This window comes from Domibacillus indicus (genome assembly GCF_023715895.1).
Classification (GTDB): domain Bacteria; phylum Bacillota; class Bacilli; order Bacillales; family Domibacillaceae; genus Domibacillus; species Domibacillus indicus_A.
This window is the reverse complement of sequence record NZ_JAMBOO010000005.1, coordinates 81,767-107,010: the sequence shown is the minus strand read 5'-3', so window position 1 is coordinate 107,010 and position 25,244 is coordinate 81,767. Positions and strand designations below refer to the sequence as shown.

22 protein-coding genes and 1 riboswitch are annotated in these 25,244 nt (G+C 42.3%); of the genes, 17 read left to right on the top strand and 5 right to left on the bottom strand.

The window, feature by feature from the left end; genetic code table 11:
• Positions 1-15 precede the first annotated feature (15 nt).
• The gene (locus M3221_RS11320; RefSeq protein ID WP_251271881.1) at positions 16-612 is read left to right on the top strand and encodes a hypothetical protein; all 597 of its coding nucleotides are present in this window, start codon (positions 16-18) and stop codon (positions 610-612) included.
• A 463-nt stretch (positions 613-1,075) separates the two neighbouring features.
• Complete coding sequence (locus M3221_RS11315) at positions 1,076-1,438, top strand: MerR family transcriptional regulator (protein WP_251271880.1); 363 nt, start codon at positions 1,076-1,078, stop codon at positions 1,436-1,438.
• A gap of 80 nt (positions 1,439-1,518) precedes the next feature.
• On the opposite strand, the gene M3221_RS11310 is transcribed toward M3221_RS11315, so the two are convergent.
• Positions 1,519-1,875, bottom strand: coding sequence for a TetR-like C-terminal domain-containing protein (locus M3221_RS11310; protein ID WP_251271879.1), 357 nt, complete (start codon positions 1,873-1,875; stop codon positions 1,519-1,521).
• 75 nt (positions 1,876-1,950) lie between these two features.
• On the opposite strand from M3221_RS11310, the gene M3221_RS11305 reads away from it, so the two are divergent.
• The 3 genes from M3221_RS11305 (at position 1,951) to M3221_RS11295 (ending at position 4,611) form a co-directional block, all read left to right on the top strand.
• Positions 1,951-2,199: a hypothetical protein gene (locus tag M3221_RS11305; RefSeq protein ID WP_251271878.1), complete on the top strand. Its 249-nt coding sequence runs from the start codon at positions 1,951-1,953 to the stop codon at positions 2,197-2,199.
• 210 nt (positions 2,200-2,409) lie between these two features.
• On the top strand, positions 2,410-3,468 hold the full coding sequence (locus M3221_RS11300; protein ID WP_251271877.1) for a flavin-containing monooxygenase: 1,059 nt from the start codon (positions 2,410-2,412) through the stop codon (positions 3,466-3,468).
• Between the two features lie 219 nt (positions 3,469-3,687).
• Positions 3,688-4,611: a cation diffusion facilitator family transporter gene (locus M3221_RS11295; RefSeq protein WP_251271876.1), complete on the top strand. Its 924-nt coding sequence runs from the start codon at positions 3,688-3,690 to the stop codon at positions 4,609-4,611.
• A gap of 78 nt (positions 4,612-4,689) precedes the next feature.
• Here the strand turns inward: M3221_RS11295 and guaC are convergent, their stop codons facing one another.
• A complete protein-coding gene (guaC, locus tag M3221_RS11290; protein WP_242237841.1) occupies positions 4,690-5,673 on the bottom strand; it encodes a GMP reductase in 984 nt (327 codons plus the stop codon).
• A gap of 83 nt (positions 5,674-5,756) precedes the next feature.
• Positions 5,757-5,856: riboswitch (purine riboswitch) on the bottom strand.
• Between the two features lie 352 nt (positions 5,857-6,208).
• Between guaC and M3221_RS11285 the strand changes: the two genes are divergently transcribed.
• Positions 6,209-6,958 carry an SDR family oxidoreductase gene (locus M3221_RS11285; RefSeq protein WP_251271875.1) on the top strand — a complete coding sequence of 250 codons (750 nt, stop codon included), beginning with the start codon at positions 6,209-6,211 and terminating at the stop codon, positions 6,956-6,958.
• A gap of 92 nt (positions 6,959-7,050) precedes the next feature.
• Here M3221_RS11285 and M3221_RS11280 read toward each other — a convergent pair whose 3' ends face one another.
• The gene (locus tag M3221_RS11280) at positions 7,051-7,887 is read right to left on the bottom strand and encodes a helix-turn-helix domain-containing protein (protein ID WP_251271874.1); all 837 of its coding nucleotides are present in this window, start codon (positions 7,885-7,887) and stop codon (positions 7,051-7,053) included.
• A 214-nt stretch (positions 7,888-8,101) separates the two neighbouring features.
• On the opposite strand from M3221_RS11280, the gene M3221_RS11275 reads away from it, so the two are divergent.
• The 7 genes from M3221_RS11275 to M3221_RS11245 all read left to right on the top strand — a co-directional run bounded on the left by M3221_RS11275 (position 8,102) and on the right by M3221_RS11245 (position 17,612).
• Entirely contained in the window at positions 8,102-9,307 is a 1,206-nt protein-coding gene (locus tag M3221_RS11275) for a Gfo/Idh/MocA family protein (RefSeq protein WP_251271873.1), read from the top strand.
• A gap of 244 nt (positions 9,308-9,551) precedes the next feature.
• Positions 9,552-11,309 carry a sensor histidine kinase gene (locus tag M3221_RS26570; protein ID WP_251271872.1) on the top strand — a complete coding sequence of 586 codons (1,758 nt, stop codon included), beginning with the start codon at positions 9,552-9,554 and terminating at the stop codon, positions 11,307-11,309.
• Positions 11,306-12,382 (top strand): response regulator transcription factor, encoded by a 1,077-nt coding sequence (locus M3221_RS11265; RefSeq protein WP_251271871.1) that lies wholly within the window; start codon positions 11,306-11,308, stop codon positions 12,380-12,382. Before M3221_RS26570 ends, M3221_RS11265 begins: the two co-directional genes overlap by 4 nt.
• An 87-nt stretch (positions 12,383-12,469) precedes the next feature.
• Complete coding sequence (locus M3221_RS11260) at positions 12,470-13,750, top strand: ABC transporter substrate-binding protein (RefSeq protein WP_396120274.1); 1,281 nt, start codon at positions 12,470-12,472, stop codon at positions 13,748-13,750.
• Between the two features lie 60 nt (positions 13,751-13,810).
• Positions 13,811-14,761: a carbohydrate ABC transporter permease gene (locus tag M3221_RS11255; RefSeq protein ID WP_251271870.1), complete on the top strand. Its 951-nt coding sequence runs from the start codon at positions 13,811-13,813 to the stop codon at positions 14,759-14,761.
• The gene (locus M3221_RS11250) at positions 14,761-15,585 is read left to right on the top strand and encodes a carbohydrate ABC transporter permease (protein ID WP_251271869.1); all 825 of its coding nucleotides are present in this window, start codon (positions 14,761-14,763) and stop codon (positions 15,583-15,585) included. Before M3221_RS11255 ends, M3221_RS11250 begins: the two co-directional genes overlap by 1 nt.
• 20 nt (positions 15,586-15,605) lie before the next feature.
• Positions 15,606-17,612, top strand: a complete 2,007-nt coding sequence (locus M3221_RS11245) for a beta-galactosidase (RefSeq protein WP_251271868.1) — start codon at positions 15,606-15,608, stop codon at positions 17,610-17,612.
• A gap of 192 nt (positions 17,613-17,804) precedes the next feature.
• Here M3221_RS11245 and M3221_RS11240 read toward each other — a convergent pair whose 3' ends face one another.
• Positions 17,805-18,956, bottom strand: a complete 1,152-nt coding sequence (locus M3221_RS11240) for an RNA-guided endonuclease InsQ/TnpB family protein (RefSeq protein ID WP_251271867.1) — start codon at positions 18,954-18,956, stop codon at positions 17,805-17,807.
• A 165-nt stretch (positions 18,957-19,121) separates the two neighbouring features.
• Between M3221_RS11240 and M3221_RS11235 the strand changes: the two genes are divergently transcribed.
• The 4 genes from M3221_RS11235 (at position 19,122) to M3221_RS11220 (ending at position 24,700) form a co-directional block, all read left to right on the top strand.
• Positions 19,122-20,444 (top strand): glycoside hydrolase family 30 protein, encoded by a 1,323-nt coding sequence (locus tag M3221_RS11235; RefSeq protein WP_251271866.1) that lies wholly within the window; start codon positions 19,122-19,124, stop codon positions 20,442-20,444.
• A 287-nt stretch (positions 20,445-20,731) separates the two neighbouring features.
• Positions 20,732-22,363 (top strand): spore germination protein, encoded by a 1,632-nt coding sequence (locus M3221_RS11230; RefSeq protein WP_251271865.1) that lies wholly within the window; start codon positions 20,732-20,734, stop codon positions 22,361-22,363.
• Positions 22,353-23,561 (top strand): Ger(x)C family spore germination protein, encoded by a 1,209-nt coding sequence (locus M3221_RS11225; RefSeq protein WP_251271864.1) that lies wholly within the window; start codon positions 22,353-22,355, stop codon positions 23,559-23,561. The genes M3221_RS11230 and M3221_RS11225 overlap by 11 nt, the downstream gene beginning before the upstream one ends.
• Positions 23,562-23,599: 38 nt before the next feature.
• The gene (locus M3221_RS11220; RefSeq protein ID WP_251271863.1) at positions 23,600-24,700 is read left to right on the top strand and encodes a GerAB/ArcD/ProY family transporter; all 1,101 of its coding nucleotides are present in this window, start codon (positions 23,600-23,602) and stop codon (positions 24,698-24,700) included.
• Positions 24,701-24,717: 17 nt separating this feature from the next.
• Here M3221_RS11220 and M3221_RS11215 read toward each other — a convergent pair whose 3' ends face one another.
• On the bottom strand, positions 24,718-24,933 hold the full coding sequence (locus tag M3221_RS11215) for a YczF family membrane protein (RefSeq protein ID WP_251271862.1): 216 nt from the start codon (positions 24,931-24,933) through the stop codon (positions 24,718-24,720).
• Between the last annotated feature and the right edge of the window lie 311 nt (positions 24,934-25,244).

Below are 25,244 nucleotides of genomic sequence, written 5' to 3'. Positions count from 1 at the left end.
AAAGGATGAGGGACAATGCCCATTAAAAGACTGTTTCAGAAAAAAGATCAGGCAGCATTGTTTTGGCAATGGTTTAAGGAAGTACAACAGGACTATTACCAGTTGTCTGAAGAAAATTATGAGCCATTGTTTAGCCAGCTTGAGAAAAAATTGCGCAAGGTGCACAAGGATCTTGCATTCGAATTTAGTGCGGATCTGATAAACGGAAAAAGGGAATTTATCATCAGTGCAGACGGTGTGGAAGAATTATTTCCCGTTGTCAGAGGATTAGTGGATCAAGCCCCAAATCTGAATGGTTTCGACATTATCGCTTTTCGCCAGCCGTCTGAAGAGGGCTGCCATGTTTCGATTAACGGGCTGACACTGACTGATGAAGACATATATTTCGATTATCTGTATGATCCAAAAGCAGAATTGGTGGATCTCAGGTTTTTCATCAAAGGGTTTGATGCAGAAAATATGGCCTACGATCAGGCAGTTTTTATTATGATGGACACTGTGCTTGGTGAGTATGATGCCGCTACGAAAGTAGGTAGTATTGAAATGCGAAAGCTGCATGAAAAAGAAGGTCTTTATTCCATGAGCCAACTGCGAGAACAGGTTATACGATAAACCTTCTCAGTTATGAGCGAGATTTGAAGAGAGTGAGGCTTTTAGTTTCTTTGTTAAATTAAAAACCTCACTCTTTTTAATAAAGCTGACACGTCAATTTTCTTATTTTGTATAATTTTTCACATGGAGGTCTACAAGGCAAACTAACTGAAAAAGCCAAAATCCGTTTTTGATTTTGGCTTCTGGATTTTCTTTTCGTAAAATACTTGTAATCAATTTCTAACGGTTTTAAGCCAGTATAAATCCCTACCTAGTTATTGTGTAAATGGGAGGAGTCTCTGGCCAATAATACGAGGAAATATCTATTGTTATGAGTAGATGGTTTAGATAAAGTGAAAATATGGGTAAATTTACTAACAAATATTGATACGCATCGTAAAGGTTTTGATTGAATTCTCTTAGAAAGAAATAAAAAGCAGTATTCAATCCAAACTGGAGGGGTCCTATCTGAAAGGAGAATAGCATGTATTCCATAGTTGAATTTTCCAATTTATGCGGTACCTCTGTTAAAACATTGTATTACTACAGTGATATTGGCCTGCTAAAGCCGTCTTACATTGATCCTTCAACAAATTATCGATATTATGGCCGTGAGAAAATCCAAGTTATCAATAAAATTAATATTTTAAAAAGCTGTGATATGTCTTTAACAGCCATTAAGGAGTTAATTGAGAATGGGAATCTCAGCAAACGAAAAACATTACTGAAAAGTAAAATGATAGAGCTGGAGGATTTAAAAAAGCATATTGCCCGGCGGATACAAGAGATGGACAAACTTAAACAGCAAATGGAATTGAAGCGCACCCCAAAAGTTAGACACAATTAACTATTGGGGTGCATTTTTAATTTGTACGCTGTAAGTAAAATGAGCTCTCAAAACACATCAATCTACAGCTGGCTTACCCATTAATCCGAATCTTCTTCTTTAAAATTGATTTTGTAGCCAATCGCGTTCATTGGCCCTTTCGTAATGACTTCTGCCAAATACTCCGGAGAATGCCGGGTATCTTCACTCAGCCACCACTTTACGACCCCGATATAAGCAGAGGAGATAAAATGTAATATAAAATCTGCAGGAATGTTCAGGTTGTTTAAATCTCCGACAATGACTTTAAAATTTTCTTTGAATTTCTCAAACAAAAACTTTTCAATCTTATTAGTAAAGCCGGCAATTCCATTTGGTCCAAGCATGACTTCATAGAAAAAACGGTTTTCTTCGATATTTTCAAAAACTCTTCTTAAGGTGATTTTAAAACGCTCCACATTCACTTCTCCGTTTTGAAGATGAAAAGAAATGTTCAGCACCTCCATCAATTCTTTTAAATAAGCATGGCTAATTTGTTCAAGCAGGTCATATTTATCTTCATAGTGCAGGTAAAAAGCAGCCCTGTTTATCCTGTTATTGTTTTTTCAATGCCAATCCTGATCATGGCGCTGGAAATGCTGCCTAACATCATAAGGCGTTGGTTACAATTAGGAGTTATTGGGCTTGTTTCTTTGCTGTCGATGGGGCTGTCTGTTCTAAAGCCGGGTAAAAAATCTAAGGGAAACATTAAAGATCATAACCAAACAGCAACAAATTTTTAATTTATTCAAAGAAGAAATTTGGTAATATTCCACCAAGAGGCTGATGAGCTCTGGTGGAATTTTTGATTTAAAAACGCATTTATATTTAGTTGAATTATTCACGTTTATCCAAAATTTGATTATAATAGAAGTAATCAAATATTCAAATGACTATTTGAATGTTGAACTCAAAAAATGATGAAGGTGCACGAAAGAAAAGGAGCCGGTTGCATGTATAAAACGGTCATTATAGGTGCAGGACAGGCAGGACTTGCAATAGCGTATCACTTAAAGAGACTCGATCAGCCTTTTATCCTTTTAGATCGCGGTGAGGAAATTGGAGACACGTGGAAAAGCAGATACGATTCTTTAACATTATTCACACCGAGAAGGTACAGCGCCCTGCCTGGACTGCCGCTGAAGGGCGATCCACATGGCTTTCCTGCAAAGAATGAAATGGCTTTTTACTTGAAACATTATGCGGAACAATTCCACTTTCCAGTTCAGCTCCAGACAGAGGTGGAGAGTGTATGGAAGGAACGGGATCGCTTTCGTATCCAAACAAATGGCCAGACGTATGAAGCAAGCAGTCTTATCATTGCTTCTGGTCCTTTCCAGACACCTTTCATTCCGAATTTTGCCCAAAAGCTTTCAACAGACGTTCTCCAGATGCATTCTTCCCAGTACAAGAATCCGGCTGGTTTGTCTGAGGGGAATGTGCTAGTAGTAGGCGGCGGCAACAGCGGGGCTCAAATCGCAGTGGAACTGTCGAAGACAAGAAAAACATACTTATCCGTCAGCCAAAAGTTACGATTTTTACCGCTGAAAATAGGAAAGAGGAGTATTTTTTGGTGGCTTGATAAAACAGGAATCTTAAATGCTCCACGTGATTCATGGGTGGCAAGAAAGATTCGCAGCAGCGGCGATCCTATTTTTGGCTCAGAATTAAAGCATGCATTGACAAGCGGAGCAGTGATGCAAAAGAGCAGAACGATTGGGGCGAGGGGAACAGCTATACAATTTCAGGATGGTTCTACGGTTGAGGTACAAAATATTATCTGGTCCACAGGATTTGTTTCGGATTATGCGTGGCTGAAAGTAAAAGGTGTACTCGATGACAAGGGACACCCTGTTCATCAAAGAGGCGTTACACCAGTGAAGGGATTATACTTTTTAGGCCTGCCCTGGCAGCACCGGCGCGGTTCGGCTCTTCTTCAAGGCGTAGGGGAAGATGCCAGGTATATAGCTGAACATATACAGGAATGTAATGAAATAGTAATTCCTTCATAAAAGAAGATGATTGTTCTTTCATTCTAAAAACGATTGCCTGCAGTGTAATGGTATAAATGAATCTGCTTAAAAAGAGAGAAATTCCGCTGCAGCAAGACCATGGGAGAAGGGCCTTTCATAGGCTAGCTAATAATAGATCAGCTGGTTTGTATTTGAAAGAAAACCTGTCAGCTCTACTATGTAGAGAGAAAGCTTTTTAATCATAAGGGGTGCAAAAACATGGGACATTCTCATTCACATGATCACGGACATCATCATGGGCATCATCACGGAAGCAGCAATAAAATGGCCCTAAAATGGTCGTTCTTCTTAATTACTTCTTATATGATCATAGAGGTAATAGGCGGATTTTTAACAAACAGCCTGGCGCTGTTGTCGGATGCGGGACATATGCTGAGTGATGCGGCGGCACTGGGACTAAGCTATGCAGCGATGACGCTCGGGCAAAAAGCAGCATCAAGGCGAAAAACGTTTGGTTATAAACGCTTTGAAATACTGGCGGCTTTTTTAAATGGCCTTACGCTTATGGTGATTTCCCTTTATATTTTCTTTGAAGCGTATGGGCGTATCACAAATCCGCCGGAAGTCATGAGTTCTGGAATGCTCATCATTTCAACACTTGGATTAATCGTGAACATTGTAGCAGCATTTATTTTGATGAAAGGCGATAAAGATGACAATTTAAATGTCCGAAGCGCTTTTTTACACGTTTTAGGCGATATGCTCGGTTCTTTTGGAGCGATCCTAGCTGCCCTGATGATCATGTTTTTTGGCTGGAATCTCGCTGACCCGATTGCCAGTTTGATCGTGGCACTTTTAATTGTAGTGAGTGGGTACCGGGTTACACGGGATTCCGTTCATATTTTAATGGAAGGAACGCCATTGAATGTAGATGTTGATCAGGTTAAAGAAAAGCTTCTTTCGCTGAGTGAAGTAAAAGGAGTTCATGATCTGCATGTGTGGTCTATCACGTCTGACTTTCCAGCGCTCAGCTGCCACTTGGTTGTAAGTCAGGATGGAGATGGGCAGGATGTTTTGTTTAAAGCGAAAAAGCTGCTTCATGACGAATTTGAACTGCACCATGTAACCATTCAAATTGATAAGGAAGGCATGAAGTGTTCAGCAGACGGCCACTGTAACTAAAAAACAGTGGGGACTGCGGAAAAAATAAAACAAAAGGCCAGCCGAGCAGCCTGGCTGGCCTATGTTCTTTAAACAACTTTAATATACTTTGTCACCGTTGAAAATGGAATTCTTCACAATTACATAATCTACATTGCGGATTGCGGACAGCTTGTTTCCGCCCGCATAAGAAATAGAAGACTGTAGGTCCTGCTCCATTTCCGTTAACGTATCCTGCAGGGCACCTTTGTATTCCACGTGCATTTTTTTACCTTCGACATTTTTTCTTTCCCCTTTTTGAAACTCAGAAGCTGATCCAAAGTATTCTTTATACATCTTTCCGTCTTGGACAACTGTTTCTCCAGGAGATTCTTCATGTCCGGCAAACAGGGAGCCAATCATCACCATGGATGCACCAAACCGGACAGATTTAGCAATATCCCCGTGTGTACGGATACCGCCGTCTGCAATAATCGGCTTGCTCGCTGCTTTTGCACACCATCTCAGCGCAGCTAACTGCCAGCCGCCTGTTCCAAATCCAGTTTTAATTTTTGTAATGCATACCTTCCCAGGTCCGATGCCCACTTTTGTCGCATCCGCGCCCGCATGTTCTAACTCGCGCACCGCTTCAGGTGTTCCGACATTCCCGGCAATTACAAAGCTTCCAGGCAGATGCTTCTTAATATGCTGAATCATATTGATGACCGAATTGGCATGACCGTGTGCGATATCGATCGTAATATATTCAGGTGTAAGATTTTCTTCTGCTAGGTTTGTGATAAACGTGTATTCTTCTTCTTTAACCCCGACACTAATAGAGGCATATAAGCCGCGGGATTGCATGTCTTTCACAAAATCAAGCCGCTTCTCAGGCTGGAAACGGTGCATAATGTAAAAATAATTATTTTCCGCCAGGTAAACAGCAATCTTTTCGTCAATAATCGTCTGCATATTAGCAGGCACAACCGGCAGCTTAAATGTCCGGCTGCCAAACGTAACACTTGTATCGCATTCAGACCGGCTGTTTACAATCGATTTTGCTGGAATTAACTGAATATCCTCATAATCAAATACATTATCCATTTTGAACACTCCTAAATAGGTTTTTTCTTAATTATTTCCTTATTTCTTAGAAAACAATAAAAAAATCCTGACTACAAATGGGTTCTCTAAAGACACCCATTCGTAGTCAGGATTTTACGGATCCTAGTAGAAACCCTCAAACCATATTATTGAGGATATACGAACGTAAACGGTACTATTCATGTTTTCTAACAATATTGATCTTAGGATATATTTATTTTTCTGTCAACTAAAAGTTCGTGTTTTTTGAAATTATTATCCTTATGTACACGTTATCATTAAAAATACTTTAAAAAACACGAACATTAAAAAGGTGAGATAGGTTTATTAATAATGTTGTCTTGCCGCTTAGTAAACGATGCGGTTTTTATATTAATGGGATAATGATGTGGCCGTGCCCATTAAGACGAAATTCTGTTTACGAATATTTGGCAGAACAAAAGGAAATTCCTTCGACAGGAAAGGCTTTTTAATTGGCATTATCAGAGAAAGGAGTAAAATGAAAGCATATTAAAAACAGGAAAGAAGGGTATCGATGAATTTATCGGGAAATACAATTCTCATTACTGGTGGAGCCTCGGGAATCGGCCTTGCTTTTACGAAGCGTTTTATTGAAGCGGGCAGTACAGTTATTGTGTGCGGAAGACGGGAGAGCAAGCTGCAGGAAGCAAAGAAAACATTTCCTGATATCATTACCCACGTGTGTGATGTCGCACAGGAAGCGGATCGGCTGTCTTTATTTGAATGGGTAACGGCTGAGCATCCTGAAGTGAACGTCCTTGTCAACAATGCAGGTATTCAGCAGCGCTTTAATGTATTAGAAGCGGATGCAGCTCAGAACTGGAGCTATTTTAGTAACGAAATCACCGCAAACATGGAAGCACCGATTCACCTGTCCATGCTGTTTGCTCCGTACTTTGCGAAAAAAGAGAACGCGGTTATTATGAATGTTACATCTGGCCTTGCTTTTACACCGATGGCTATCGCTCCTATTTATTCAGCAACAAAAGCAGCGCTTCACTCATTCTCTATGAGCCTGAGACACCAGCTGTCGGAAACATCTGTTCAAGTTATTGAAGTCGCACCGCCAGCTGTAAATACAGATTTAGGCGGCGCAGGCCTTCATACATTTGGGGTTCCGGTCAATGAATTTGCGGATGGTATTTTTAAAGGGCTGGCAGAAGGAAAGCAGGAAATCGGCTACGGCACCTCTGAAAAAGCTTTGCGCATGTCGAGAGATGAAATCGATGAAGCGGTCAAGAATATTTACAACCGAGTGAGATAAAGGAATAAGCGGATAAAAAAGCACGTCAACGGTTACAAACAATAGCCATTGACGGCTTTTTTGTAGTTTACTTGTACATTTCATTTGCTTTCTCAAATAGTCAGATTCCGAAATTCTGTCGGAGTAAAACCGACTTTCTTATAAAAAATGTTAATGAACCCTGAACTGCTGCTGTAGCCCACTTCAAAGGCAATATCAGACACAGAAAGGTTCGTTGTTTTTAATAAACCTTTGGCTGTATCCATCCTATTTTTTGTCGCAAACTCGATTGGAGCATATCCGGTTTCGGTTTTAAATACATGAGAGAAATAATAAGGGCTTAAATTCACATGCTGCGCAATTTCTTTTAAAGTCACCTGCCTGTTTATATTCGCTTTAATATATTGAATGGCCTGATCAACAGGAGAGGTTTCACTATGCTGTTTTTCTTGTTTTGCAGAAAGGCTGTTGATCATCGTATAAATCGTACACGTACAGTCCGAAACAGACATGTCTTGTTCATTTTGATAGGTGTAAATCATTTGGTAGAGCTGCTTTCCGATCTCGATATTGCGTTTGTGCTGAAAGAAGAACCCATGCTGTTTCATAATATAGCGGCATAATTCCTGGGAGTTAGGCCCGTCAAAATGTATATAGATAAATTCCAGTCCGTCGGAACCATAATAGTAGTGGGGTTCACGGCAGTCCAGCAATAGGATATCGCCTTTTTTAGCCGTCACCGACTTATCTCGATAGTTTACGTGAAGTTGTCCGCTGCGAATATACATCAATAAAAGATAAGGGAAGTAATCCCGCTTAATACTGTAGTCAGCATTGCAGTAATAATGACCGCAGCAGATTAAATGATAGTAATGTTTTTTGATAGTTTCAGAAGGGGTGAAAAAGTAATAATGCGAACCTTTCGCTACCCCGGGTTCATTCAGCAGCACGGGATCACTCCTTTTTATCGTGTTTAAAATGATTTTATGATTACGCTTACATAAAAGCAAGAATAATGAACAACAAAGCAATCCTGCGTATTTTTGATTTTTCCCCCTTTTATTATACTAAGCATGTAAAGGCGGTAACAGTAAATAAAGCATAAAAAGCTTATTGATTTTCTGCAGCAATAATAAAAAACACAATCCTAAAAGGGAGGAATGTATGATGTTGAATGGAGAGAAAAAAATCGCACGACCGCTTCGCTGGGCAATGGTAGGCGGAGGAAGGCTCAGCCAGGTGGGATACAAGCACCGCACGGGAGCACTTAGAGACAACGCAGTTTTTCAATTAGTGGCGGGCGCATTTGACATTGATCCTGCCAGAGGAAAAGAATTTGGCATCAATCTCGGTGTAGCGTCCAACCGCTGCTACGAGGATTATGAAACCATGTTTGAAGAGGAAGCGAAACGAGAAGATGGCATTGAAGCCGTGTCTATCGCAACACCGAACGGCACGCACTATGATATTACAAAAGCGGCCCTGGAAGCAGGCCTCCACGTAATCTGCGAAAAGCCCTTATTTTTCACAACTGAAGAAGGACTGGAGATTAAAGCGCTCGCAGAAGAAAAAGGGAAAATAGTGGGCGTCACGTATGGATTCTCCGGCAACCAAATGCTTTTGCAGATGCGGGCGATGATTGAAAAAGGGGATATTGGCGAGATCCGCATGGTAGAGCTGCAGTATACACATGGCTTTAATGCAACAGATGAAGCGGATAAATACAGCGATGCACAAAAGTGGCGTGTGGACCCGAAGATTGCAGGGCCAAGCTTTGTTTTAGGTGATCTTTCGACTCATACGTACTACATGTCACAGTTAATCCTGCCCAATATGAAGATTAAGAAACTGCTTTGCGACCGTCAAAGCTTTATCAGCAGCAGGGCTCCATTGGAAGATAATGCTTATGTGCTAATGCATTATGAAAACGGGGCAGTAGGCAGACTATGGACGTCTTCTGTGAATGCAGGGTGTATGGATGGCCACCGAATTCGTATTGTCGGTTCAAAAGCAAGCCTGGAATGGTGGGACAGCAAGCCGGGCGAACTATCATATGAAATTCAGGGGCAGCCTGCGCAAACACTGATCCGGGCGATGCCTTACCTCGACGAAACTTGTAATGCAGATGAACGCCTGGGTGCTTTGCACGTAGAAGGCCTGTCTGACGCATGGGCAAACATTTATGTTAAGTTTGCGATTGCCATGGATGCAAAAAATCGCGGTGATCAAGAAACGCTGGATAACCTTGTTTATCCGGATATTGACGCAGGAATCGAAGGCATCCGCTGGATTGAGCATTGTGTACGTTCGGCTGACCAGGGTGCCGTCTGGGTTGATTTTAAATATGAACAGGAAACACAGTTCATCTGAATTTTCAAAGCCAAATCTTGCTTAAGATTTGGCTTTTTTGCTTAGTAAGCTGATAGAGATAAGCAGCAAAAGCATCAATGGGGTACAGTTACTGAACAGATAAAGAGATGGAACATGCTGGAGAACGGGCTTGTGAGACGCTGATTTATTGACAGCATGGTTTAAGAACGATTCATAAAAATCTATTTCACAATGAGAATGAGAACGATTACAATAAAAGAAATTTAAAGAGGGAGGATGCCATGTGAAACATGTATTAAAAGAGATGGGGCATTATTTTAAATTAACGGTTTTAAACAGCATTCAGCGAAAATTAATGGGAACACTGCTGCTTGTCATGATGGTTCCGCTTATTATCTTTATGTTAATTTCTACACAGATTTCAAGAGGAACCGTAGAATCCTCAGAAATTAGTTCAAACAAATCAAGAGTGGAGCTTTCTGGCAGTTACCTGGAAGAGCAAATACGCTGGTATGATGAATTTTTATTTGATGCCCTTGTCGATGAACAGCTGGTGCCCAGCATTTCCTCAGTTGAAGATATTAATACCGTTAACATTTTTAACAGACAGTCGTACATAAAAGACAAGCTTTTTGGACTATTCAATGGCCGGGATGATACGACCTCGGCATCTCTTGTTTCATTTGAAGAAAACCAGCTTTACAAAGTAGAAAGCAACGACTTTTTCGTTTTTCCTTATCTTGATTCACCGGTTCCGCCCCAAAACAAAGAGGCTATTTTTGGTGTAGACCAGAAAACAGGCAGCTTTTCTTTTGAGAGGTATATTTACCGCTTTGAAGATCAAAGAGCTGTCGGAAAAATTCAAATCAACGTTTCATTTTCTTTTATGGATCATATTGCAGAAAACCTGAAAAGCAACGAAGGCGAACACATTTTGCTTTTAGATTCAAAAGGGAACGCGCTTTACAATCCGGACCATATCAATCTTACAAAAGCATTCAGCCGTCAATTGGCAGAGCGGGCCGAACATCGGGCGTACGCGATTGAAAAAGAAAACTATTATTTTCTGCAGCCGATCATGGATGGAAAATTAACCATTTTAAAAATGGTGCCGAAAGAAGTGATGCTTACAGGAGCTGTGCATATTGGCCGGTCTGGTCTATTCATTTTGATTGTCTCGATGATCTTAACAGCTATATTGTCCGTAGTAGTATCAAACCAGGTGGCAAGACCAATTGTTTCGTTAACGAAAGCGATGGAGCGTGTGGAAGAAACCGATTTTCGTGTAGAGATGAAAGTGGAGCGCACGGATGAGATTGGTATTCTTCATCGTAAATATAAAGAGATGATCGACCGGATACGGGATTTGATCGAAAAAAATTATAAGCGCGAACTGGAAACAAGAGACGCTCAATTTCTGGCTTTGCAGGCGCAAATCAATCCGCACTTTCTTTATAATACCCTTCAAGTAATTGGGGGGATGGCCGTCAAAAACGGGGCAGGCGATATTTATAAAATGACACAGAAGCTGGCGCTCATGTTCCGCTACATTACCAATAAGCAGGGCGATCTTGTACCGCTTCGGGAAGAAATCTCCCATTTGAAAAACTATTTATATATTCAGCAGGTCCGTTTTGGAGAAAAAATTTCGGTTCAGCTGTTTGTAGATGAATCCATTAACGAAGCCTTGATTCCACTTTTGTCTCTTCAGCCGATTATTGAAAACTCTTTTAAGCATGGCTTTGAAACCCAGGTGGAGCAAGGGGTCATCAAAATAGATATCCAGGAAATTTTCGATGAAATTGAAATTACCATCGAGGACAATGGAGCAGGTATGAGTGAAGAACGGCTTCGGGAAGTCAGAAAAAAACTGCAACAGGAGGGATTCTCTGAACAGCGGAGCATTGGACTGAAAAATGTGGATGCGCGTATCAAACTATATTTTGGCAGAGAGTACGGCATTGATGTGGACAGCGAAAACTCCTATTACACGAAGGTTACCATTCGAATTCCATCAAAACAAAAGGAAGTGGCAGCATGACAACACTACTCATTGTCGATGATGAGCATTGGACACGGGATACAGTCAAAACACTTGTGGATCAAGAGCTGTGGGGGATCAGCCAGCTGGATGAAGCTGAAAATGGGGAACAGGCTATTGAGAAAATACAGAAGAAGTGCCCGGATATTATCATAACGGATATGAAAATGCCGGGGATAGACGGAATTGGCCTGCTGGACGTGTTAAAAAACGACTATCCCGAATTACCGGTGATTGTGTTAAGCGGCTATCAGGATTTTATGTATACACGCCAGGCAATCAAAGCAAAAGCCGTTGAATACCTGCCAAAACCTGTTGATGGAGAAGAGCTCAACCAAGCGCTTGGAAAAGCTATTATGGAAAAGCGAAAACTGGAACAGCAGCAGATCAGCTATCCATTGTTTGCCTCCAAACAGCCCGCCATTTCATCCTTATTGGATCCTTTTTATGCTACACTTGCGTTTTCCTTAAAAGAGTTGAATGAAAAACAGTTCGAATCAACCGTTGAGCAGTTTCTCGCAGAGCTTCCCGAAAATTTAAAGCAGAATGAAGCCTTTCATTTCCGTTTTCACCAGCAGTTTCTCGTGTTAATGGAAGAAGTGATGAAACAGCATAATGCCACGCTACAAGAGCTGGGATTTGAACGAAAAGATTTTATGTACGATCCCGCGGTCCCGATCGAAACAGAACTGATCAATATGCAAGCGGTCGGGAAAACCGTTATTCAGAAAATAAGGGAAGGAGCCAGACAAAAAACACGGATTAATTTGGACGATATTAAGCACTATATCGAAGAAAATTATTCTTCCCCCGAATTGTCGCTCGGCATGATCTCCAAAAAGTTTTATATCAGTAAGGAGTATTTAACGACCGCTTTTAAAAAGAAGTTCGGATGCAATATTACCGAATTCATAATCGAATACCGCATGAATAAAGCAAAAGAGCTGGTCCAAACAACCACTCTTCAATATAAAACGATCAGTAGCATGATCGGCTATGAAGATGTTTCTTATTTTTACCGGCTGTTTAAAAAAGTCCATGGAAGTTCACCAGGATCGGTGCGAAAAGATTAACATAATACAAATGTAAGCGCTAATATTGTCAATTCACCAAGCGTTAAAAACCGATTATGATTAAAAAAAAGCAAAGGGGAGCTGAAAATGAAAAAAGCGCTTACACTACCGATTGTATCTGTTTTATTTGCTGGAATGCTGGCAGGCTGCAGCGGGGACAGCAGTTCCGCGGGTGGTTCGTCATCTGGTGATTCTGACCAGGTAGAGCTGAAAGTATTTATTGGACAGCCGCGATTCAAAGAACAATATGAAACTTACATTGACCAGTTTGTGGCTAAGCAAAAAGAAGAAGAAGGCCGTGACGTAACCGTAAAACTGGAGCTTCCAAGTGTAAACGAGGCAGACGAGCTATTGAAAACCCGCCTCGCTTCCGGCGACAGTCCGGATGTGTTCGCGCTTCATGCGGTCAACGATATTCCTGTTTACGATAAAGCGGGATACTTAGAAGATCTATCAAATGAGCCATTCGTTGAAAAACTGTATGATACGGTATCACCTGCGGTAACAAAGGATGACCGTGTGCTGGCTGTACCGCTTGAAACGCTTCAATGGGGTTACATTTACAATAAAGACTTATTCAAAAAGCATGGAGTAGAGCTTCCAACGACGCTCACAGAAATGAAAGCGGTTGTAAAAAAGTTTGAAGATGCAGGTGTGACGCCGTTTATTAATGCTTACAAGGATTCTTACATTCCACAATTATTCCTGCCATTGACGGTTGGAGCGCTGGAAAGCACGACCGATAAAGGATTTGTCGAGAAAATGAATCAAGACAAAGCGTCATTTGCAGAGTTAAAAGATGACATGTTCCCAATTATCGATCTAGTTCATGAACATGGCACCGATCGTCCATTTGAAGTCGGGCAGGATCAGGGAGCAGCTGCTTTTGCCGCAGGTGAAGCAGCTATGTGGGTACAGGGTCCATGGATGGCAGAATCGTTGATGTCTACTAATCCTGACTTTAACTTTGGGGTAGCGCCGCTGCCAATTAATGATGATCCAAATGCTACTTTGATTGATCTGAGTACATCTACATCCCTGGCCGTTTCAAAACAAAGTGAAGTAAAAGAGGTAGCGAAGGACTTTATGAACTATGTGCTTGATGAGCAGGACTCAAGTGAGTTTTATGAAAGCCTTGGCTTTAATCCCGTTTCAGATGTTCATACATTTGAGCCTTACCCGTGGCTTGTAGATTCAACGAAATATGTAGAAGAAGGAAAAGTCTATCAGGATCCATTAATTCCAGCTGCCGTGAAATCAGCTTCTGAAAAATTAATGCAAAGCTATTATGCAGGCGATGCATCGAAGAATGAAGTGATTGAAGGTCTTGACCAGGCATGGCAGGAGTACAACAAACTAAACAAATAAGGGGTAGCGGAAAGACAGCTCACAGCTGTCTTTCCCTATATAGAAGAGGGAAAGGACTGAATGGGCATGACGGTTAAAGCCATCAATGACAAAAAAGAAAACTCAGTCAGCGCACACAGAAAAGCAAAAAGATTAAGAACGAAAAGCAGTCATTTAAGCCTGATTTTATTTGTTCTTCCTGCCTTTGTTTTTTACTTCGTTTTCTTATTTATTCCAATGGTTGGAGCGGGTGTTTACAGTTTCACAGACTGGAATGGCTTAAATCCTTCTTATAATTTTGTCTGGTTTGATAACTATATTGAAGCTTTTAAAGACGATGAAGCGTTTCGTCATTCTTTTTTCTTTACTCTGAAATACACCATTGTCGTCTTCTTTATTCAAAATATCATCGCACTGTTACTGGCATTGCTAATTGAGTCAAGAGTAAGATCAAAAGGGTTTTTCCGGACCATTTTCTTTATGCCAAATATGCTCAGCTTAATTATCAGTTCGTTTATGTTTTCTTTTATTTTTTCAAATGTATTTCCAGAGCTTTCTCAAAAAGCTGTTTTTTCCTTTCTTGATCAGGCCTGGATTGGAGATCCGAATGTTTCCTTTTATTCCATTGTGATCGTGTCGCTCTGGCAGGGAATTGGCTACATGATGATCATTTATATGGCAGCACTGCAGGGAGTACCGAAACAGCTGAAGGAAGCAGCGATGATTGATGGAGCCAATGTATTTCAGCGGCTGCGCCACGTTGTTCTGCCGATGATTATGCATGCAATTACGATTTGCTCGTTCTTGACGCTGAATGGTGCCTTTAAAGTGTTTGACGTTGTTTATGCGTTAACGCAAGGAGGACCGGGAACATCCACGCAGGTGATGGCGCTGAACATTTATCAGGAAGCTTTTTCAAACAACTTCCGTTTTGGCTATGCCAATTCAAAAGCAATGATTTTATTCCTCGTTGTTCTTGTCATCACCATTATTCAAGTCAGTATTTCGAAACGCAAGGAGGTTGAAGCGTAATGAGAGAAAACAAAGCGGCTTCATGGTCAGTGAATACCATATTGATTCTTTTCGCAGTCGTCTCGTTTTTTCCGATTTATATGTCTGTGATTAATTCTTTTAAATCACAGGCGGAAATTTTCACATCAGTTCTGGCCCTTCCTAAAGAATTCACTTTTGATAATTATATTGGTGTTTTTAAAGAGCTCAACCTGCTCGACAGTGCAGTGAATACCCTCATTGTAACGGTAATCGGCCTTGCCGGAATTGTGATCTGCGGCTCTCTTGCCGGCTATAAGCTGGCCCGCACATCAGGAAAGTTCAGCAATTTTATCTTTATGCTGTTTATTGCTTCTATGCTCGTTCCGTTTCATTCGATCATGATCACGCTCAGCCAAATTGCAAAAGGAGTGGGTGCGCAGGGATCGTTAATCGGTCTTGGCTTAATCTACATCGGTCTTGGAGTAAATATGGCTGTGTTTCTTTACCACGGATTTGTTAAAGCCATTCCAAAAGAGCTGGAAGAGGCAGCTAAAATCGATGGCTGCAATGATTTTCAAATTTTCACGAAGATTATTTTCCCGCTTTTAAAACCGATTACAGCAACGATTCTCGTATTAAATGTTCTCTGGCTCTGGAATGACTTCCTGCTGCCACTGATTATGCTAACAGATGTAAACAACTACACGTTAATGCTGTCAATCAATATGCTATTCGGCCAATACGCAGCAGACTGGCCGAAAATTCTCGCATCGCTTGTGCTGACAGCACTTCCGGTGATTATCTTTTATGCCATCTTTCAGAAATACATCCTGGAAGGCATTGCAGATGGAGCCATTAAATAATGAAAAGTGAGGAAGCGTAGATGGAAAAGCTGCTTTACGGTGTTGCTTATTACGATGAATATATGCCCTATGAACGGCTTCAGACAGACATTCAAATGATGAAAGAAGCCGGGATTAACGTGGTGCGTATTGCGGAATCTACCTGGAGCACGCATGAACCACAGAATGGTGTTTTCGACTTTACTTCGGTGAACCGTGTCTTAGATGCGATGCATCAAGCGGAGATCAGCGTGATTGTCGGGACACCGACTTATGCGGTACCAACGTGGATGGTAAAAGAGCATCCAGAGGTGCTGGCGGAAACGAAACAGGGACCCGGAAAATACGGGGCCCGCCAAATTATGGACATTACGAGCCCCATCTACTTATTTTATGCGGAACGGATCATCCGCAAGCTAATGGAGCAGGTAAGCGGCCATCCGGCTGTGATTGGCTATCAAATTGATAATGAAACAAAGCATTATGATACGAGCGGCCCGAATGTACAGCAGCAGTTTATCAAATATTTAAAAGAAAAATTCAAAACGACAGAAGCGCTGAACAAAGAATTTGGGCTGGCTTATTGGAGCAACAAAGTGAATGCATGGGAGGATATGCCGTCTGTTGTCGGAACCATTAATGGAAGCCTGGGCGGGGAATTCTCAAAATTCCAGCGGGGGCTTGTCGACCAATTTTTGGCGTGGCAGGTCGACATCGTAAAAGAATACCGAAAGCCGGACCAGTTTATTACCCAGAATTTTGATTTTGAATGGCGGGGCTATTCGTTTGGGGTGCAGCCAAATGTAAACCACTTCACCGCTTCAGAGCCATTCGACATAACAGGCGTTGATATTTACCATCCTACACAGGATGATTTAACCGGCATTGAAATTTCATTCGGCGGGGACGTAGCCCGCTCTACCAAGCAGCAAAACTATTTGGTTTTAGAAACAGAAGCACAGGCTTTTTCCCATTGGACGCCGTACCCGAACCAGCTGCGCCTGCAGGCATTCAGCCACCTTGCATCTGGTGCGAATATGGTTGCTTACTGGCACTGGCACTCTATCCATAACTCGTTTGAAACATACTGGAAAGGGCTGCTCAGCCACGACCTGCAGCCGAACCCGGTGTACAACGAAGCGAAAACCATCGGAGCCGATTTCGAGCGCTTATCTCCAAAACTGGTGAATCTGAAAAAGAATAATAAAGTTGCGATTCTCGTCAGCAATGAATCACTGACAGGCATGCAGTGGTTTCCGTTTCATCATGAAACAGAGCTGCGCTATAACGACATTGTCCGGCTGATGTACGACGCGTTATATAAGTTAAATGTAGAATGCGATATTATCCACCCGGAAACCGGCCGTCTTGAAGACTATTCACTGATTCTTGTTCCTTGTCTATACGTGGCGCCGGATGAACTGCTGGAACGGTTAAACACGTACGTAGAAAATGGCGGCCACGCCGTCTTTACGTTTAAATCCGGCTTTACAAATGAACATCTGCAGGTCCGCACTACCATGCAGCCTGGCTTGATTGAAAAAGCCTGCGGTGTTCATTATCAAATGTTTGTGAAACCGAAAAACGTGAAGCTGGCTGATCATGCCTATGAAGTGGAACCGGAGCAAAATAACGTGCACACATGGATGGAGCTTTTAGTTCCTGTTACAGCGGAAACGTTAGCCCGCTATAACCACCCGGCTTGGGGCAGTTACGCGGCGATTACCGGAAACGAGTATGGAAAAGGTTATGCAACCTATATCGGCTGTATTGTCTCCACTGAAGTAATGTCCGGCATTTTACAACAGTCGTTAAAACGGGCAGGGCTCTGGGGAGTTGAACAAGCGTATTCATTCCCGCTCATTATCAAAAGCGGAACCAACCAAGACGGCAGGCAGATTAAATATGTATTTAACTTCTCCTGGGAGCCTCAAACGCTGTCGTCTCCGTATGGGAATGCGGTGGAACTGCAATCAGGCCGTTCTGTTCACACAGGACAGGAAATGTTGATAGAGCCATGGTCATTTCTATTATTGGAAATTGAGTGAACCTCTCCAACTAATCGCTGCGCAATTTGATGGAGCATCTCTGTCAGAAGCATGAAAAAACATGCTCTGACTTCATTGATTTTCCTGCTTTATCGATGTCTGCCCTGTTCTTCCGAACAGGGTCTTACATCATCTCCACAGGCGTTGTTTTATACTGTTCGGGCGGGACCTCGACCTACAGTTGTAAAGAGATTATATTTCCGGAATGAGTCCTATCTGGATCAGCCCAGCTTTTTCAATGTTTAAGGCGGCATTATGGTCGCGGTCCAGCACCAGACCGCAATCCGGACAGGCATGTGTCCGGACGGAAAGGGATTTTTTCACCCTTTTTCCGCACCCTGAACAGTCCTGGGTGGTGAAATGCGGCTTCACTTTGACCAGCTGGCCGCCATTGAGCGCGCATTTATACGCCAGAAACTGGCGGAACATACCCCATCCTGCATCATGAATCGGTTTGGACACTTTCCGGTTTTTCACCAGGTTGCGGATGTTCAGATCCTCTACACAAATGACGCTGTAGGTGTTTGCCAGGCGGAACGCTGTTTTATGCAGGAAATCCTTCCGCTGGTTCGCCGCCTTGGCATGAAGCTTCTGCAGCCTGGCCGCTTGTTTTTTCCAGTTTGAGGAGCCTTTTTTCTTTCTTGAAAGTTTCTTCTGGGCACGAATGAGTTTTTTCTCCTCCTTACGGAGAAAGCCTGGGTTTAGAATCTCTTCACCGTTTGACAGAACAGCAAATTTCTTGATGCCGACATCAATACCGGTTATTTTAGAGGCTTCACGGACAGCCTGCGGCGGGTCTGCCTGCCTTTCGACACAGAAAATAGCAAACCAGCGCTCGTTTTGGCGCTTAACGATCACCTGCTTTACTTTGCCATCCAGTTTCCGGTGGAGGCGGATATCTATTAAGCCCATTTTAGAAATGAGGAGCTTTCCCCCTTTTCCGAAGGAAACGGCCCGCCGGACAGTATGAACCTTTCCTTTTTTATCTTTTTGTTTACTCATGCCAAACTGTGTAAACGTAATGGAGTGGTAGTCTTTATGTTTTTTCATCTTAGGGTAGCGAGCTTCTTTTTTGAAGAATTGATCAAACGCTCTCCCCAGCCTGTCCAGTGTCTCCTGAAGGGGCTGGGAAGGCACTTTTTTAAGACATGGGTGGTGTTTCTTGGATCGGGTTAACAGGGCACTGAGGTCACATTTAGTCAAGTTTTTCTTGTTCTTTTGATAGGCTCTTTGTTTATCGAGAAGAGCGGAATTATACTGCTGGCGGCAGAGGTTGATCCATGAGTGAAGTGTGCTTTTTTGTTCTTCATTCGGAAAAATTTCGAAGCGGTAATTCAGCATCATCTCGATTCACCCCCAGTATTTAACAAATAAAGTATACCAAAAAGGAAACGTATGTTTCAACTACTAAGCAGCAAATACAAAAAAACGGCCATTCATCTCCCACTAATTGCGAGGCAATTTGAAGGAGTCTTCTGGCCTATAATGCGATAAAGGAGCTAAGACGGCATGCAGAACATAAAGTGGATATCTACGACACGTGAACAATACTGGCAGGAAAAGCAGCCGGAGCAAGGCGTGGAAGCTGTGGTTAATTTAACAGTGACTGATGAAGCTAAACGCGTTATCGAAGGATTCGGCGGCTGCTTTAATGAACTCGGGTACCACGCTATCCAGCAGCTGACAGAAAGCGAGCAGCACAAAGTATACGATGCGCTTTTCTCACCGGAAGGCGACTGCCGCTTCACGATTTGCCGGCTTCCAATTGGTGCGAGTGACTATGCGCTTCAATGGTACAGCCACAATGAAACAGAAGACGACTTGGAGATGGAACACTTCAGCATTCAACGGGACCGCCGCTTTTTAATTCCTTATATTAAAGAAGCGTTAAAGCGAAACCCGGATTTGCAGCTTTTTGCTTCCCCGTGGAGCCCGCCAACGTGGATGAAGTTCCCAAAAGCCTATAATTACGGTACCATCCGCTGGGAGCCTGAGATTTTAAAGGCATATGCGCTTTATTTTGTAAAATTTGTGCAGGCCTATGCCGAAGAAGGCATTACGATTCATCAAGTTCATGTTCAGAATGAAGTCGTCGCCGACCAGAAATTTCCTTCCTGTGTCTGGACTGGGGAACAGCTGCGTGCATTTATTCGGGATTATTTAGGCCCAGCTTTTAAAGAGCATGGCCTTCAAACGGAAATCTGGCTGGGAACGATTAATGGTATTGTAGAAGATTTATTTACGAAATCTGCTTCTGATTATGATGCCATTGCTGCCCCGACGTTAAGTGACCCGGAAGCGTCCCAGTATGTTGCCGGAGTCGGCTACCAGTGGGCGGGTAAATACGCCCTCCAGCAAACTGTTCAAAGCTATCCGGAAAAGCGGTATATGCAGACCGAGAATGAATGCGGCGATGGAAAAAACACATGGGAGTACGCCCAGTACGTGTTTAACTTGTACCGGCATTACTTTGTAAATGGCGTGAATGCTTATGTTTATTGGAATATGGTATTGGAGCCGGAAGGGAAAAGCACGTGGGGATGGAATCAAAATGCGATGATCACGGCTCAGGTGACGGAACAAAAAGCCCTTTTTAATCCCGAATATTATGTGATGAAGCATTTTTCGCATTTTATCGAACCAGGTGCCCGCCGCCTTGAAACGACGGGTCCGTGGACAGGAACAACGGTTGCTTTTCAGAATCCTGATGGAACAAAAGTGGTTATCCTTCAAAACCCGTTTAAAGAAGAACGAGAAGCACAAATCAGTATTGATGGTGACGCATGCACATTTTTGCTGGAAGCAGAATCTTTTCATACGATTTCCTGGTGAAACATGTTAATTATGTGAAAGGGAAGCCAGTAATTTACTGGAAGCATCATAGAAGCAGGAAGTCATGATGAACTGAGAAATAAAAAATTCACAGCTTGTAAACAATAAAAACATCACTTATTCATCCATAAAAGGGAAACACCGCTTACCAGGTGTTTCCCTTTTTGTTTGTATCTCTATCTCTCGGGATAGGGAGGTTTCTTGGATTAAAAGCTGGCAAAATTGGCATACTGTTGGTATATGTGAAAGCTCTGTCATATAAGGGCAAAGCGGGAGTGAAGCTAGAAATGAAAAAAGTGTGGAATAAGATTAGAAAAAAAGAGAAAAAACCTATTGAATATACCGAAGAGGCTGAATCGAATACAAATCATCAGAAACTTGAAACCAATCTTGAAGCAAATCTTAAAAACATTCAAGAGACTCTTGGCTACAGTGCTGATATCATTGTCCGCATATTTAAAATAGGAAACAGCTCCGGGCGGGATGCCGCTGTTATTTTTATCAATGGATTAGTGGATAAAGAACACGTAGCAAGCTTCATTATCGATAAAATCATGAATGATCACAGAAAATTAAACAGCTCGTCAGCCGGTCTTTTATTTACCGGGGTGAAAGAACAAATGATCACGGCTGCGGAAGTCGAGGAAACACAAGAATGGAACAAAACGATCCAGTCTCTCGTGTCCGGGAAGACTATTCTCTTACTCGATGGATGGGACCAGGCGATGATCTGTCCTTTAAAAGGCGGTGCCACAAGAGCCATTTCTGAACCTTCTTCCGAGCAGTCGATTCGCGGACCACAAGAAAGTTTTATTGAATCCCTTCATACAAACGTTGCAATGGTTCGCCGGAGAATTAAAAGTGCTCACCTGCGGGTTGAATCGGTAAAGATCGGTGATATTACCGAAACAGAAGTCGCGATTATGTACCTTAAAGGAATTGCGAATGAAAAAATTTTAACCGAGCTTAAAGAGCGCCTTCAAAAAGTTAAAGTCGATGAATTGATCGGCTCTAATACGATTGAAGAGTGGATCCGGGACGGTCCAAGATCTGTATGGCCGACTATTTACAATACGCAGCGGCCGGATGTAGTGATGGGGGAGCTGATGGAAGGACGTATTGCGGTTTTTGTTGACGGAACGCCCAACACGTTGGTTTTGCCGGCAACATTTATTGAGTTTTTTCAGTCGGCGGAAGACTATTATATGCACTGGAGCATAGCCAGTTTTTTAAGGATGCTGCGATTATTGGGTATTACAAGTACGCTGCTTTTTCCTTCTTTTTATATTGCTTTCTTGTCTTTTCATCCAGACCTTATTCCCACACCTTTATTGATCAGCCTGGCAGCCCAGCGGCAGGAGGTTCCGTTTCCGCTTTTTATTGAAGTGCTGCTGCTGGAATTAACCTTTGAATTTCTGCGGGAAGCAGGACTGCGAATGCCGAAACAGGTCGGACAGGCCGTATCGATTGTAGGGGCTCTTGTGCTGGGTGAGGCGGCTGTATCAGCAGGAATCGTTGCAAGTGCCACGGTGATTATTGTAGCAGCGACAGCCATCTCCAGTTTTACAATGTCAAACCACTCCATGATAGATGCTGTACGGATCCTTCGCTTCGGCATGATTATCTTAGCCTCTTCTTTAGGGCTTTATGGAGTCGGGCTTGGTCTCATTATTCTCATTGCACATACGAGCAGCCTGCGCTCATTTGGCGTTCCCTATTTAACACCATTTGCGCCGCTTATTTTTACTGATTTAAAAGATACACTTATTCGTGTGTCAAAACCGTTTATGTCTACGCGCCCAAGGCTAATCGCACAGAAAAAAGTATCTAAAGTGGGAAATACGGACACTCTTGGACCAGCACCAAGGGATCGTCAAACCCAGGAAAATCATTCGCAGAGGGATCCCAATGAATATTAAGCCACTTACCTTTGTTTTTATCCTTGTTTCTGCCGTGCTGCTGTCAGGCTGCTGGGGACGTATGGAAGTGCAACAATTAGATATTGTCAGTGCAATCGGCGTGGATAGAGGGAGCGATGACGAGAAAAACGCTTATCGTGTCACGGTCCAGGTAATAAATGAAGGACAAGTAGCCGGCACGGCGGCGAAAAGCGGGGCATCAGGAGAAATGCCTGTTGTTGCTTATTCAGCTGAAGGAAGCACGATTTTAGATGCCCTTCGCAAAATAGAGAAAAAGTCACCGCACGAGCTTTTTCTGGCACATATTCGATCGATGGTGATAGGGGAAGAGTTAGCAAGAACCGATGGGATTCAGGGACTGTTTGACAGTCTTGACCGTACGCCTTATTTCCGTGGAGAGTTTCCCGTTTTATTTGTTAAAGACAACACGGCAGAAGAAGCCCTCCATGTTACAACGCCTTTAGAGGAGCTGCCAGCAGACCGCATTATCAGCGGGGTGGAAACCCTTGAACGTCAGCAGGGGGATTACGATATGCTGAACGCAGATCAAGTCGTTAAACAAATTGAATGGGGCGGAGGCATGTTAGTCAGTCTTCAGGTTGTCGGCAGCCCGGAAGAGGGAAACAAAATGTCAAATATTGAGGGGATATCTCCGGAAACAAAGCTGGAAATGGGGGGATTAGGCATTTTTAAAGATGGCAAACTGCAGGGATGGATGAATGATGAGCTTTCCCGGGGCGTGTCATGGATCAATAATGATTTGAAACAAACAATCGTCCATCTCGATTGTGAAGGGAAAAAAGACGGTATCACTGTTAAAATAGATCGCTCCAGAACGAAAGTAAACGCCAAGATCCAAAATGATAAACGAGTCATTGAACTTTCGGTCAGAGCAGAAGGGTCGTTTGACGAAGTACAATGCCCCATTGATCTCACAAAACACAAAACATTTACTGATTTTGAAAAGCAGCTGGATCAGGAGATCGAGCGGGAAATCAACAAGACCGTAGCGTACGCAAAAAATAAAAAGAATGACATCTTCCGATTTGGTGAAGCCATCAACCATAAAGATCCAAAAACGTGGAGAAAGATAAAAGAAAAATGGCAGGATGAAGGTTTTCCTGAAACAGAGGTTAGCGTAGAAGTTAAAACATCTATTCGTCGTTCAGGACTGCGAACAAATTCCTACTTAGAATAAGGAAAAGATCTTAGCAAAAGGAGGGGGAGCTTTTTTCAATGGAAAAAGCGAAAATAAGCAGCATTCAATTTTTTCTCTTACTCTTTATGTTCGAGCTGGGGACAGCTGTTGTCGTGTCACAGGGAACAGAAGCAAAAAAGGATTCCTGGCTCTCTATTTTGTTAGGATTAAGCACAGGGTTAATTTTATTTCTTGTTTATTATAGGCTGTTTCGCTATTACCCCTCCTTGCCGCTTACTGCCTATGCCAGAAAAATATTTGGCACATATATCGGATGGATTGTCGGATTAATGTATACCGTCTTTTTTTTGTATATTTCCGCCAGAAATGTGCGCGAATTCAGTGAAGTATTGATTACAGCAACAATGCCGGAGATTCCTTTGCTTGTGGTGATCATTTTATTTGTGCTGACTATGTGTTATGTGCTTTATCTTGGAATTGAAGTATTTGCAAGAACAGCTGAAATATTGGGGATTTTTTTGATTCTTGTGGGAATCATAGGAAATCTTTTTGTTTATTTAACCGGCACCGTGGACCTTAATAACTTAAAGCCTGTATTAGAATATGGCTGGAAGCCTGTACTGGAGACGACTTTTTATCCTCCGCTGGTTGTGGTTTTTCCATTTGGAGAAGCGTTCGTTTTTGCGATGCTGTTTCCATATTTAAATCGTGTAAAGGCAGTGAAAAAAGTCGGAATCGCTTCATTAATCGTCAGCGGCCTTATTTTAAGTTATATGGCTGCTTTAAATATCGCTGTTTTAGGAGTCAGCGAAGTGGAAAGATCTCCTTTTCCTTTACTGGCTACAGTAGGAAAGATCAACTTTTTGGAATTTATCCAGCGCTTAGATGCCCTTGTCGTGATGACGTTACTCATTACCGTTTTTTTTAAAGCGGGTATTTATTTATATGCTTCTGTCATAGGAATGGTTGATCTGTTTCGCTTAAAAAACCATCAGCAAATGATTTTGCCGGCAGGTCTTATTCTGGTTTTTCTTTCTGTAGCCATTGCAGAGGATTTTGCTGAACATTCAGAAGAAGGCTTTACAACCTTTATATCGTATTTCTCCGCTCCGCTCCTTATTATTTTGCCTTTTGTGATGCTGATCATTGCTTTTATTCGCCATCGTTTTACTAAATAATAAAGAAACTAATGTTGCTATTTTTGCTGGTTCTTTTTGGTTATGATTTGATGTCCAATCGTTATAGATAAAAACAAAAGAGCCACTAAGTATTCACTGATATCCATCACAAAAAACGGATCGAGTAAATGCATCCATGCTTCGGAAAAGGTAAAGCCCAATAGTATATCCAAAATGATACAGAACGCAGAAGCCGTAGTAGTGATAAATAAAAAAACGCCTGTAACTTTCATTGTTTTCTCCCTAAACTGTTCGTTTTTTCTGAATGAAGGAATCAATCAGCCGCAGCGATCTGACTGCCCGCTTTCGATCACCACAGTCGGTGGTTTTTTTAAGTCGTATACATATACTATTTGTCCGTTAGCATTTTTTATTCGGTTCTTAAAAATCATAAAAATGTTGCCGTCCAAACAGAAGGTTTATTATGCCTCTAAAGCAGGGAATTTTCTTTACGCCTCCTTTCCATCTTAACGAAGCACTTTACCGGATTCTCACCGGTTCCTATTGTCTAAAGAAGCATGAACCAGGAGAAACAGGAAAAGCT